General features: G+C 39.7%; 7 protein-coding genes. 1 reads left to right on the forward strand and 6 read right to left on the reverse strand.

The genetic code is table 11. From position 1 onward, the window contains the following. Positions 1-388: 388 nt before the first annotated feature. On the forward strand, positions 389-790 hold the full coding sequence (locus tag HWQ42_RS17385) for a hypothetical protein (RefSeq protein WP_292814327.1): 402 nt from the start codon (positions 389-391) through the stop codon (positions 788-790). 77 nt (positions 791-867) lie between these two features. Here HWQ42_RS17385 and HWQ42_RS17390 read toward each other — a convergent pair whose 3' ends face one another. The 6 genes from HWQ42_RS17390 to HWQ42_RS17415 form a co-directional block, all read right to left on the reverse strand. Next, complete coding sequence (locus HWQ42_RS17390) at positions 868-5,286, reverse strand: caspase family protein (protein WP_292814329.1); 4,419 nt, start codon at positions 5,284-5,286, stop codon at positions 868-870. A 141-nt stretch (positions 5,287-5,427) separates the two neighbouring features. Then, positions 5,428-5,724 (reverse strand): WD40 repeat domain-containing protein, encoded by a 297-nt coding sequence (locus tag HWQ42_RS17395; RefSeq protein ID WP_367119063.1) that lies wholly within the window; start codon positions 5,722-5,724, stop codon positions 5,428-5,430. Then, positions 5,667-6,641 carry a hypothetical protein gene (locus HWQ42_RS17400; protein WP_292814334.1) on the reverse strand — a complete coding sequence of 325 codons (975 nt, stop codon included), beginning with the start codon at positions 6,639-6,641 and terminating at the stop codon, positions 5,667-5,669. The genes HWQ42_RS17395 and HWQ42_RS17400 overlap by 58 nt, the downstream gene beginning before the upstream one ends. A gap of 9 nt (positions 6,642-6,650) precedes the next feature. Then, the gene (locus HWQ42_RS17405; RefSeq protein ID WP_292814337.1) at positions 6,651-7,604 is read right to left on the reverse strand and encodes a hypothetical protein; all 954 of its coding nucleotides are present in this window, start codon (positions 7,602-7,604) and stop codon (positions 6,651-6,653) included. Positions 7,605-7,623: 19 nt separating this feature from the next. Beyond that, the gene (locus tag HWQ42_RS17410) at positions 7,624-9,810 is read right to left on the reverse strand and encodes a hypothetical protein (protein ID WP_292814340.1); all 2,187 of its coding nucleotides are present in this window, start codon (positions 9,808-9,810) and stop codon (positions 7,624-7,626) included. Positions 9,811-10,003: 193 nt separating this feature from the next. Continuing rightward, positions 10,004-13,834: a caspase family protein gene (locus tag HWQ42_RS17415; protein WP_292814343.1), complete on the reverse strand. Its 3,831-nt coding sequence runs from the start codon at positions 13,832-13,834 to the stop codon at positions 10,004-10,006. Between the last annotated feature and the right edge of the window lie 15 nt (positions 13,835-13,849).

The raw sequence follows: 13,849 nt of genomic DNA on the forward strand, positions 1-13,849 counted from the left end.
TCTTCCATCCATAACGGAAGCGATAGCGTCCGTAAACAGCTTCTGTCACTCTCCGAAAACATTTGCCATTTCTGAATTCTAGAGCTTTTGTATAGCAAGCGATCGCGCGATTCTTTTCTAATAACAAATACAAGACCCATTTTTTCTAATAGTATAGCTTGTATTGATTGCCTCATAAGGCTTCTAGCGATCGCCCTCCGGGAAAGTGACAGAAGAGGGGTAACCAAAGTAAAAACCTAGAATACTATCTGATGCGTCATAAAAATTCTGAATAAATTAAGTATTACTTCGGAAAACTATTGTCATTTAGCTGACTACAATTGTCATGGTGTAACTCAGCACCCTGTCCTTAGATTTTAAAGACTTTTACTTAAGTTCAAAAAATAAGATGGTAAACAATATCGATTGGGAAAACAGGATACTTCCTGAAAATTTTAAAGTATATGTAGGTGAGGGAGGTGTCATCAATCATCCGTCCCCTGGCTACCAAGAGCGTATTTTGCCAACGGTCAATCGCTATCAAGGCAATGATGGAGGTTATATTGCAATTTACTCCCGCAATGCTAGTCAGGGCGTTTACAGCGTTGGAGACGGTATTTATGTCATTGGACAAATTCGTTTACAAGGAAAATACATTGGCAGAATTTTTCACCCTGCTGGCTATGAGGAACAAGATATCAGTGCTGTAGACGAGTTTAAGCGACTAGCAGACGAAAATTTTTCCGGTTGTCAGGGAGACTGTTGTGCAGGAGGAGATACAGGAGGGTGGTTTGGCATTCCCCTAGAGTAATTGCTGTGGAAAAAAGCTCCTTTTACGAGGAGCCTTATACCTTAATTCATATTTTGGCAAGATAACCACAAGAAGCACTAAATCCACTTCTGGGAATCGTATTTCAGATTGGGGAAATTTTCTGGAGAGATAACTTGGCGATTGTCCTCACTCACATTGGGATTATTCGTCAAGTAGCCTGAAATCCATTCGCATCCATAATCAATTAGTTGATCTAGCCCTAACTCTAGCTCCAAATTCCACAAAATGGCTATCTTGTCATTGCTTGCTGAGGCAAGGATTTGACCGTCAGTACTAAAATCTAGTGAATTAATCTGATCATTATGTCCGTGTAAAGTTTTTTTCAAATTGCCGTCTAGATTCCAGAGTTTGACCGTCTTATCATTACTGGCTGTGGCAATCATATCACCATTTGGGCTAAAACGAACAGCAGTTACTTGGTCTGTATGTGCAAACTTGGTCGGAGTAACAGTTATGCTGTTCGTATTGTTCAAAATGTTATCTATTTGCCATAGTTTGACGGTTTGATCAGCACTCCCTGTTGCTAAGAAGTTACCATCTGGGCTGAAACAAACTACAAGAACTAAATTATCATGCTGCTTAAAGTTTCTTAGCAATTTGAAGTTGTCTTCTTCCTTTCTCCAGAGTTCAACACTTCCATCTCCTTTACCCAAAGCAAACATCTGACCATCTGGGCTAAAACAAACAGCCAATACTTGATAATCATACTCTGCAATAATTCTGCACAATTTACTTTCAGAATCACAAAGCTCTAGATATCCTTTTCCGTCTTGACTGCCGCTCCCAAGTAAAATGCTTTGGTTGTCAGAACTAAAACTCACTCCAAAAACTGTTGGCAGATGACTTTCGCCTGTATGGTTGCCTAAATTATGCGCGTGAAAATCTTGCTTATCTTTATCATCATCTAATTTCCAAAGTTTAACTTCTCTATCTCCAGCAGCCGTTACAAACATTCTGCCATTAGGGCTAAAATCTAATGCGGTAATCGTTCCATTATGTCCTTTTTCCCAATTTCTTAATAACCTCCCGTCTTGGCTCCAAAGTATTAATTGCCCCTGCCCACTTGTCGTGGCAATCATCGGTTGCTTAGGGTTAAACCTTACGGCATAAACTGAGCCAGTATGATGGTCGTCTAAGCCTTTGAGCTTAGTGCCGTTTGGTCTCCAAAGCCTGACACTTCCATCGTTACTGGCTGAAGCAAGTATCTGACCATCAGAATTGAAGCAAACTGCACCCACTTTATCCCTATGCCCATTAAGGGTTGTCAATAAGGTAGCATCGTTTGTCTTCCAAATTTTGACTGTTGTATCCGTACTCACTGAAGCTAGTGTTTCTCCATCAGGGCTGAAACTGACCCCCCAAATCGCATCTCTATGGGCTTCAATTTCTGTAAGGAACTCACCGTTTTGATCCCAGAATCTAATTTTTCCATCATTACTTCCTGTGGCAAACATATTGCCATTTGGACTAAAATCTATGGTATTTAGTGAATTTCCCCCTGTTTGTTTCTGTTGTATTGTCGTTCCGTCTGTTTTCCAGAGGTATAACTCCCCAAACCAACCTCCAGAGGCAATAAGCTGTCCGTTGGGGCTAAAAGCGAATGTCATTAAAATATCACGTTCGTCGTTTTGGAGAATTACCTCTTTACCTTCTAGGTTTATAAGTCTGATAGCGTTTGCTTTTGGTTCTTGTTGAGGTTGCGATGTTCTATGTATGAAGTGAGCGAGCATTCGGCTAACAGTATTCCATGTATCTAGAGGAGATTCTACTAATCCGCGATTTTCTAAACCACCATTTAATTGCCAGAAACTGATTACTGGTCGCTTTGTAACGTTTTGGCTATTATCATCCTTTACAGGAAGAATATTTTCCATCAAAATCAATTCCTGGCGGAAAATAGAATTCAAAGTTATAAGTCTTCCCTGCTCTATAAGAACTAATTTATTGGAAGTAGTGAAAGCTAATGTTCGCATGCTATTAAATGGTTTATCGTTGTCCTGCAAACGATTAAATTCTTTCACTTTAGAAAGGATTTGCCGCAGAACTACCTGTGTGCGAAGATAAATGTCTTTTTGTATCCACTGCGATTCTGAATTTCTCAGTTGTTGGAGTATTCTAGCTGCTTTCAAAATATGTATCAATGCCCCAAGTTGATCGTCTTGAAAACGAGCTTCAGATAAAGCAGCTAACGCACTGACTTGACCTTGCAGCGCTTCGTCTCGTTGTTTTTCGTTTTCCTCAAATCTCTTGCGCCTCCCCTTGATGCTCTTGTTGATAAACTCTGTTTCTATCTTGTTTAACCAGTTCCGACCAGACTTAATAACTAGCTTTAACCGAGAAAGGCGACCTTCTTCTTCTGTCCAAAGAGATCCTTTACTTTCGCTCCAATCTTTGGCAGCAGATGTTAAACGTCTTTGCAGGTACAAAATTTCCTGGTCTTGGCTTTTCCACAGAAGTAACTTGTCCCACCCCAGCACCAAGTAATCATGTGCTGGTTCTACATAAGCTTCATCTTCAGAATTAAAACCTTCAACGATTAAACGAGCTTCAGAAAATTGTTTTATGACTGTTTGCACTCGCTTGTTTTCTTCCTCGTTTGGATACACTAGTTCGGACTTAGGAACCTGTCGCCGTGCTAGAGAAGCACCTTCCAATGCAATCATCCGTAGCATTACTCGATGCACTGTATCTTTGTAAGCGATGTCTTCTTCTACTAACTGGTCATACTGCTGGTTAGCACGCTTGGTTAGAGAACCGGCGACTCTTCCCAATTGTTCGTAATCTGTCTTTGTGAGGGCGCGGTTATCTCTGGTGCGATCACCTAAATGCTTCAAATACAATTCACTCAGAGTAAAAGAAAGCAAAGGTAAAGCTCCCGGCATTTGTACGACTTCGTTAATTAGTTCGTCTACCAAGCTGGGAGGATCAAAATATAAAACTTTTTGTGATGCTGGTTTTTCAATAACTTGCCTTAAATCATCTTGGGTCATTGGTGGCAGTACAAACCGAGTATCATCATTCCAAAAGTCTTTAAGTACAGAGGTTTGAAACTGAGCTTCAAAGTCGAGTCGCAGAGTAATAACTACATGGATTCTGTCAGAATATGTAACAAGTGAATTTTTAATAAGTTTCTCAAATTGCTCTCGTTTTTCTCTCTTACATAAAGTTATTAATTCTTCAAACTGATCGATAACCACCATTAGCTTTGCTTGGGGATTATTATTAAACCAATTGGCAAGGCTTTCTTCGCTTAGGGTGAGTAAATCAGAAGATATTTTGAACAATGTTAGTGCTTTCTTCAATGACTTGAAGGGAGATTTTCCTGGTCGAAAAGTAGGAAAAATACACCAAGTTTTATCATCCTTCCTTAGTTTAGAGATAAGTCCAGCTTTCACCAGACTAGATTTACCTGTCCCAGAAGCACCTAACACTAATGTTAATCGCTGCTTGTTATCAACTACTTTCTGGTAAAGCTTTTCAATCTGTTCTTCTCTACCAAAGAACAAATCACTGTCTTTTTCATTATAGGATTGCAATCCTTTGTATGGATTATTTTCTGGGTTAAGTGGTGGTGCATCTTCCAAGTTATCTCGGTTAAAATTAGGTAACAGAAAAATGAATTCGCCTTTGTCATGTTTCCTAAGTGGACACAAACTCGGAGTTTGTCGCTGGTAGAGATTTTCTGAGTCGATTTCCATCCGATCGCGCAGATATGAGTAAAGCTCAGTTGCAGTGATGATCCCATCTTTATTTAGATCCGCACCTCCTCCAGCCAACGCATCAAACAGAGCTTTGGCAAAAGGAGAATGATCTTCGTTCCCGTCTTTTACTATTCCTCGTGAACCCAAATAATCCAAGGCTTTCTGGTCATCAGCGGCTGAAGTAATTAGTTGCCAAGCTGCATCACTGATAAAGCGATCATAACGTTCTTTATATACTTTCACTGTAGACCCAAATTGCCGCTTGAGACTTGCCCAACGAAAAGCTCCAGCAAAGCAGCAATCGAGAATTGCTAACATATGTCTACAAGGAAGTGCGTTCAAGGCATCATGCAGTTCCTGCATCGAAATCCAGGTACTGCTATCATTGGAAGCATCTTGAGGAATCAAGTAACCCACTGGTCCCTCTTGAGTTTCTAAAGCATCTTTTGCAATTCCATGTCCTGCAAAGTAGAATAGGAGGCGATGGTTTTTGGTAACTGTAACTTTTTCGTTGTTAAGAGGTATTTGTCCTACTTTGAAGTCTTGAATTAATTGCTTTAGCTGGCTGAAGCTAGCACTTTGATTCAAAAGTAATTCGACTTCATACTTATTTTGTGCCTGATATTGCGCTTGGAGAGTCACATGTTGGTTTTTAATAATTTCAGCTAACTTGACAGCATCTGGAACTGCTGTTTTTAACTCTCCAATACTATTTGGATAATTATTAATACCGATAATCACAGCAAAATTGCGATGGAAATTATATTGGGACATTATTTTTTTGTAAAAATGTGAACCTCTGACTAGCGGCGAAAAACGCAGCTAGCAACAAATCAATGAAACACAACTTCTTGAATTTTTGAGATATAGCGGTTATCGGTTGAGTGAGGTACAAAAATCTCACCCCCAAACTCATTAAAATAACTTTTGGTTGCTAGTTTCGCTTTGACCGTTCTTGACAGTTACTGTCCACAATAGCACTTTACCATCAGCACCACCACTAACTATTTTTATCTGATTTTTATAAGCATTAATGGTCACTGATAAAATTGCTTTTTCATGTTTGAACTTAACATTTTTATCACTATTTATTTCAATGTTTTTTTTGTTAGTTACATCCCACAATTGCACATTTCCAGTCTCATCGCCAGTAACTACATAACTTCCATCAGAGCTAATTGCAACTGATTTAACCGGAGCATTATTTCCAATGGGATTCTTAGTTTTTTTTTTGTATCCTGTACTATCACTTCACCATCAGAATCAGCAGTTGCAAAATACTGACCATCTGGGCTAATAGCAGCTAAAACAACAGTGGTTGGCTCAAAAGGATTTTGTACTATAGGAGGAAATTTAATTGGACTCCAAAGAAACCATAGAATAATTAACCCAATCACTCCAAGGGAGATTATCAATCTTATTAACTCGACATTCAGTTTCGGAGGTTCTTCAATTTGTGGAAAAAAGTTCTTCTCATACGGAGAAAGAGTTTCTTTCTCTACAAGATTTGATAATCCTCGCCAAACTCCTGCTTTTTTAAAAGCATCTTCTGTCTTAATTCCAGTGACAACTACTAATGCTTCAGAAGCAGAAGCATTGGTTTTCTCAGGTAGGCAGGATTCTCCAAGTTCATCAGCAATAATTTTTCTATTAGATTCTGAGTTTTTTCCGCTCATTACAGGCTTCGTTCCAGCGGAATTCTTGGTTTTAAGCGATGCTTCTTTGATGGTATTCTCAATTTTTTCATAAGAAATTTCAAATCCGTATTCCCCTCCTTCCTTAATAGCACTGTCAATTTTATTGTTTAATTTTCCCTCTAATGCAAGCACAGCGATTCCTCGGATTTTTTGCTCATTCTCTTGATTATCTTGAGCAATCAACGCTATAGAGTTACGTATAGTACGATTGCGATAATCTTTTCGTTGGGTCGCTTTCATTCCTGTGACGAGTAAAATTAATTTATTACTCTCACGTCCGATAAAAATTGAAGGTGCTTCAGTCTGAAGCAAGTCTTTAAATTTCTTCACTAAGATTGGTTCATCTACTCGTTTTTGTCCAGTCTCTGTAATCTTCTGCCAGATATAGTCTTGCTGTTCAGAAACACCAGCGCTTTGAACATAAATTTCCATTGCTAGCTCCTATTTTTTAATCTCAAATCTATCTTTGCCTTGTAAAATTGAGAATCCACCACTAGATTTACATTGGAAAGCAGATTTGCGAACTGCTTCTTTAAGGTAATCATCCCAACCTAACCAACGGCGAATCCGATTGAACACTCCCCATTTTGTATCTAAATGAAGTTTGAGTAGAAAGCTCAAAAGATACCTTAAAGGTTGGTCACTATCTTTAGGACTATATCCGGCATCATGACTATTTTTGCGAAAATGAAAATGAGGTCTGCCATCAATTTCTTGAACTCTAGAGAAGACTACTGTCCCAACTGTTTGCACAGGTGTAACGACACAAGCAACCTTGGTCAGCAAATTTTCACTGCTGAAAAACTTCAATAAATCAGCATATTTATCCTTAATATTGTGCAATAATTTCTTGGTATCTTCTTCATTTTGTAAATATTTCTCACAGCGCATAGGAACGAAGATAACAAGTCGAGGTTCTTTTAAATCTCCATAATTTCTTTTGAAAACATCACAAATCTGCTTAGGTCTATTCATTAAATCATTCCATTTACCGTTGGCTTCCATGAGTGCTGGAGCGTCAATAGCAACTAGAACAGCAACACATTCATGCATGACCTTTTTGACAAATTCCTCATCCTTACCATCAAGATAGCCGCCAGGAAAATCTTGAAAAATCAGTTGTAAAGATGATTGAGTGCCGAACTTCCCAAGACCAAATTTAAAAGATTGGGGATTTTCTGTCCCTTCCAATCCTCCTGTTGCTTCAAAATCGTTAAGCAGAGCTTTTAGCTCTCCTAAACGTTCTTGCAGAAGCGCCGAGCTTTCAGGATCGGGAGTTAGCTGCAAATCGGCTTCGCCAATTGTATTATCGAACTGCTCATACATAGCAGTTAAAAGACTAGTCTTGCCTACACCTCTATGTCCTAGCATAGTGATTTTAAGTTCTTGAGGCATTTAGTTCTCCTTGCTGTGTTTAGTTAAAAAATTGGATGAAGTCCTGTTGATTTGCTTTTGTTGCCTTTTCTACTGCGTCAAGCCATTCTTGACGGAGCCTAGAACGTTCACCTAGTAGCTCAAATTCCTCAGACCAGATAGAAGAGCGTTCCTCTGTAAGGAAGATTCGCCACTCTGTTTTGACTTTTTCAGCACGGAGTACACGGTCAAGAAATTCTTCTACTATGGCAAAAGCAGCTTGCGAAGGTTCGCAAAGAAATTCTTCTAAGGCAGTTTTGCATTGAAAAACAGCTTCTCCATGAAGTGCTTGGAGATTGCTTTTGATTTGCTGTGAATTGGGAGACTTTGAAAGTTTCAGGCTAGCCTTATCAGGAGTCAATCCATCAAGACATTGACGAATTCGGTGCTGGATAGTACCTCTATAAGAGAGCTGAAACTCAGAGAGGATTTGGAATCCGAATTTTAATCTACTGGCTTGCCCTTCTAAAATTTCATCAGGCAGTAGTTTAGCGATCGCTCCCAGAAAATCAGACCCTTTTACTTTTGTGATTCCTCCTAAATGTGCCTGTTGAATTAATACCTCTGCTACCTGATATTTTACCTGATCTAAAGAATTTTTTAACCCATCATCTAGAGATAAGAAATGTTGTGATAGATGAGCGCGAATTTCATTTAGATACTTGTTATAGGCAATTTCGTAAGAACCCTCACTATTACGCCTCTTTTCAATTTCTTCCAAAGATGATGGTATTCCTGTATCGTTTTCGCAAGTTTGGATAGCCATCTCTACCGATTTTTTAAAGTCTTGATCGTGCTCATTAATTTGCGTACTAAGTTTTTCGAGTAATTCTTCAAGACAGCTTGTCAAATCTTTCCAAAGCTGGTCAAATAATTCTTCAAATTTTCCCGTCTCTGCTGACTGTTTTGCTTGTCCTAATGCGTTTCGGGATTTATCTAACTCAGCCACCACTGATGTTTGCAGTTGCTTGAGGCGATCCTGACAAGCAGAGGCATATTGCTGATCTAGGTCAGTAATTTTGTTAGCTAAGTAGTTAAGAATCGGATCTAAAACCTCAGTGTTAGCCTCTTGAGCTTCAGCACAGTTAGCTATTACACAGTCTGCAACATTGATGTGTTTGTTGCTAATGTCGGTTTTTAATTGTTCGCAGAGTTTTAAGTTACTCTCATCCCTCAGTTTGTTGAGAACCATAAAAGACCATAGTGGGAGCGGCAGATCATTCAAAGCTCTATATGCTGTGTCGTAAAGTTGCACATCAACGTCCCCCCAGAAGTCGCCTGTATTCTTTGGCATCCGAACAAATAGTACCGCATCAACATCCTCACCAATAGTTTTTACCATCTTTTTTTCATCACCAATTCCTGTATCTCCTAATCCCGGCATATCAACTAAAGCAATCTTTCCAACATCATCCTTGGGAAAGTTGCAAATAATTTTGACTTCTTGAACTGCCAGATAGTTGAAATAAATGCGCTCCCCTTGGAGGTTGTCTTGCGCTACATATTCTCGAATCTCTTCTTTTTTGATCAGGCGTGGGGAAGATGTCTGCAACAGGAGACGATATTGATCTACATTCTCATGATATCGGCGTAGATGTTCATATTTGGCATTCACTTCTGCACCCTTAAGGTCGTTCGGTAGCGAAGGTAGCTCTTTTCTGGCAAAATCATCGATATTAATTGGTTTAGTCCCCAATTTTAACTGCTCATAGTAAGGAGCAATAACCTCATCCATAAAAGTCCAGTCTGTATAGAACAAGACCTCACCATATGTTTCAATATTTGGATTGTGGTGAATCGTGCTGCGAACCCCGGTGCAGTGTTGACCGCTACCATCAGGAATTTCTGCTGCGGTCAATCCAGTTAAACTTTGCAATAAACGACTCTTACCCTGTCTTGCTCGTCCAATAACACCAATATTAAGAGTATCTCGTGAGAAACGAGTTTTGAGCTTACCCAGTGCTTGTAACTCAGATACAATATTCTGCTGAATCTTGGGAAAATCAATTTCCTTCAAGCGTCCGGTTATACTTGGTTCATCAACCCTATCCAGTAGCTGTTGGCAATAATCTTCTAGATAGCTAAGTTCAGAGTAAAGAGAGTTTAAATTTACCTTTACCTCTTCAATTTTATTTGCCAAAGGTTGGCGTTTCTCAATAATATTGGCAATTTGAGCAGTTCTATTCATGGTTAGATATCAAATTAATTCCAGTCAGCCACTTTCGGGAGGTAAAAATTCATAGGTGAATCCCCATACTAAAAGACAGGGATTGAAATCAGGAAAAGTTAGCTCTTCTCTAGGGATAAATGCAGAGCTTGTATCCGGATTTATCCCTGGATAAGTCTAGCTACCGATTGTTATCCAATTATTTCGGGAAATATCACATCAAAATTTTAATCGCTGCAACTAAAGCTTCTAAGCCAACTGTAGTAGGTTCACTCAGGAAGTAACTCAGGTGGTCGCAAGGTACTTCTTGAATGTTGGGAGGATGCGATCGCCCTTCTGGAATACTCGTGATACTATCCACAATGACTGCTACATCATTTGGCGTGCCAAAAAAGGGCAATTCTACAACTTTCTTAAATAAACGTTGTTGTAGCCGTTCTATGATTGATGCTCTCTCTATTTCTTGTTCTAATGCAGCGGGAATAATAGAGGTATTACCAGCGATAATTGAGTAGGGAATGCCAGGGTCGTCACTCTTAGCGAGAGATTTGATAAACTCAGAAGTTGGGTTCATTTGGGCTAGGGCTACCCGAATATTTTGTTCTAATGTACCCATCAACATAGCTATCACTTTTGCGGGCCAAGCAACTGTAGAAAGACCGTTGAGTGCAATACCCAGAGTCAATTTTACCCAATCTTCCACCACAGCCCAAGGAGAACCTGCATTTGGTGTACCCAACATAATCAGGTGTTGAACAACTTTATTACCTCCTTCTCGCTCAATAAACCAGCGAGATACCAAACCACCCATAGAATGAGCAATAATGTGTAATTGTTTACCGTGATTTTCTGATAAACCCACATCTTTTAGTCGTCGTTTTAAATGTTGGGCATTCTGCTCAATGTTAGTATTCAGATTTTCGTAATCAAAAGTGAGAACTACATCATAAAGTTCGCTGATGGAAGACTTTTGCCCATCCGGTTGCAATACAGGTTGTTTGATTGTAGACACTAAACTTTCAGTATCGCCGATAATCCCGTGGATGTAGAGGGCAATTCGTTTTGCTTGCGCTACCTGCTGCTTAACATAATTCTCATCCTGGTTATAGGTTACTTTCTTGTCCTCTCCGACGGAGGCTACTGCTAAAATCGGATATTCAAATTCGCGTCCCAAACCCTGGCTGATCACTTTTTGAAAAAAGATGCGAATAGAACCTTCCAGACTACGTTCTCCCTCGCTAATGGGGGCTGGTAATCTTTCTAACTCAATTTCTATTTTGCCATCTCCAGTTGGTTTACCGCCGCCTAAAGGTAAGAAAAATTCACCATCATAACCCACAGGAAGCAAGTATTCATTGTTTGCTAGCGATCCATCAAATAATAATTTTAAAGGTGCATTTGGGGTGACAACTTCGTGGTCTTTAACGTTGCTCAGTTCCAGTACACTTAATCCTGGGTCTGTACCGCGACTGTTAGTAAATTGGAAGGGTCGAATAATTTCTGGATCTTCCCGCAGGATCGGGGGCACAATTTTATTACCCAAATCTCGGCTGACTTGTGGTGTAGTTGTGAGGCGAACATTTGCTACGAAGCTGGGATGGGGTAGTAACTTTACCCCTACCGCTAATTGTTGTTCTTGTTCCTTAGAAACTGGGCTAGAATCTAAAGGACGGACTGTAATGATTGTGATTTCCTCAGCGTACCAATCATCAACCCTACCTGCTCCTGCTGCTCCAAATTGGCGATTTTGAGTGCGAGCCATTAAACGCTCAAGACTACTTTGATTTGGGGATTCTATATCTCTAGTTGTAAGTCGAGGAGCATCAAGTTTAACCTGATTTAGCAATCTGACATTTAATTCATCCTTAGTAACAATCAATTTAAGAATGTCTTTGTACTCGGTAATTTCCGGTTTCAAATAATCGTCTTCGTCTGGTATTCCAACTTCTATGTCTGTATTTCCTTGTATGTGAGCATAAGTTTCTTCTTTTGCTGCCAATCTCACACTACCTGCTTCAAAAAACGGAGTATTAATGGAGAAATCGTCTGAAATATCGACCAAACCACAGTAAAGTGGATTATTCGTTGTATTGGTGAGTTTGAGTTGAAATTTTGGCTTTTGCCATTTACCTTCCTTATATTTGTAAGACAAACGCATCTGCTTTGATTGTGATAAATCCTCATCAGCAAAGATGAGTTCCATCCTCACGTCACCAGGTTTAATTTGAGTCGCCGCAGTATTTGCAAGTTGAGCAATTGTTGTCCACCGGGCAATATGTTCTAAGCGTTTAATTGCTTTGTCTGCGTTGGGTAAGGTGTAACCATCAATTTGAGCTACTAGCGGTCGGTCATCTGTCGGTTTAGCTATTATATACTGGTTCTTGCGACACAACAGGCAAAACTCGGCTTTGCCAACTTCTTTTTCCTCACGGACATACGCTGAGGCTTGCTTATCATTAAGTCCGGCTTTTTGTAGCTGTTCTCGTGCTAGAGTTATACCTGTTTCATCTCCTTCAAAGTAAACTCCTAAAGGCGGTAGTGGTAAACTGGTAACAACTGCTTTAAAAGTGCGATCGCTTTCGCTTTTCAGGTTTACCACTCCTTCGATATCTATCTTGCTCTTAGTTGGCAATACCTGAGTCACTTTTGCTCTACCTACGGACTTTGAAGGGTCGCGCAAATCATCGATAGTGGCATCAAAGGGAAACAGTGCCAGTAAAGTAGTTTCGCTATCTTTGGGTGGTTGTATTCCGTGGACAGCACCACCTTCAATCACCCAGCCAGAGGTTTGATCTTGCTGAACAATAAAGTAGGGTTCAATTTCGGCGATCGCACCATCAAGGAAAAATTTGTTACCATCCTCGATATGATTTACTTCCATTTGCGGAGACTGATCTGACCTTTCACTGCGGACAATGGCATTTGTACGTCCAAATAAATCCCGATAAGTCAGCTTTCCGTTGGTCTTGGAAAGTGTATCCATCAAAAAATAAGAGAAATAACCCCGACATTTACCAGGATATTCCTTTGCTGTTTCGTAGTCTCGACAAGCTGCTAAAAGAACATGACGACCTGTGGGTATCTTCCAGCCAGTGGGGTGTTTTTCGGGGTCACGGTCACGGAAATCTGATAGTTTCTCTAAATCTTCCAGCTTAAAAATAAAGCTATTCAGTGGACGTTCTCGCTTGTCTGTGTTTAAGCGTCGTTCTTTAGCTTCTTGCATTGGGTCTTTGGTGCCGGAACCAGAGTGGCAACAATCTAGAATAATGGTCAAATGTGGCTTTTTTTCTGCTACTTCCGCAATTAGTAGTGCCAATTCTTTATCTGCCAAATCCCAGCCGTTCTCGGTACGGCTGTCGTAGCATACTAAAGTTTCATCCTGATGGTCTGGTTCTATGTGCCAAAATTCCTTTGGTGCTAATTCCTGAGAACCATGACCACTGTAATAGAACAAAACTACATCGTTTTCTCCAGCTTGAAGAAGATGGTTGCGAAAGCCATCAATAACAGCCTCACGGGTTGCTTGTTCATCTTTAAGTGTTTGTAAATACAGTTGGTATTCTTGTTTGTCAAATCGTTCGTTTAGATACTCTTCTATTGCTGTAATATCGTTTACACACCCTTGGAGGGACTTAATTGGCTGGGGATAATTATCGATACCCACAAGCAAAGCGTATAATTTCCGACTTTCGATTCCTCGCGCAGGAGTCAACACCGTAGTAACAATACTAAGGACTTTATCAATTGTCTCTGTAATTTCAGCTATATTATTAGCCGTTTCAATTTCACGGTTTAAGTTGTCTATTCCTTTTTGGAGTAAAGATTCATTTGATTTTAGACCTGCCAATAATTCGGAGATTTTTTTATTTTCTATTTCTCCAATTTTAGTAGCAATTTTAGCTCGTGCTTCATTAAAAGCTTCTCTTTTGGCAAGGTTCCTTTCATTTTCAATTGTAAATAGAATTCTTGGATCGTTAAGTTTCGCATCACATTGTCTTAATTTTTCCAAAAGGGCTTGAGCTTCAACTTCCGAATTAATAGACATGATTTAAATTCTCCT

Source organism: Nostoc sp. JL23, from assembly GCF_017115065.1.
Classification (GTDB): domain Bacteria; phylum Cyanobacteriota; class Cyanobacteriia; order Cyanobacteriales; family Nostocaceae; genus Nostoc; species Nostoc punctiforme_A.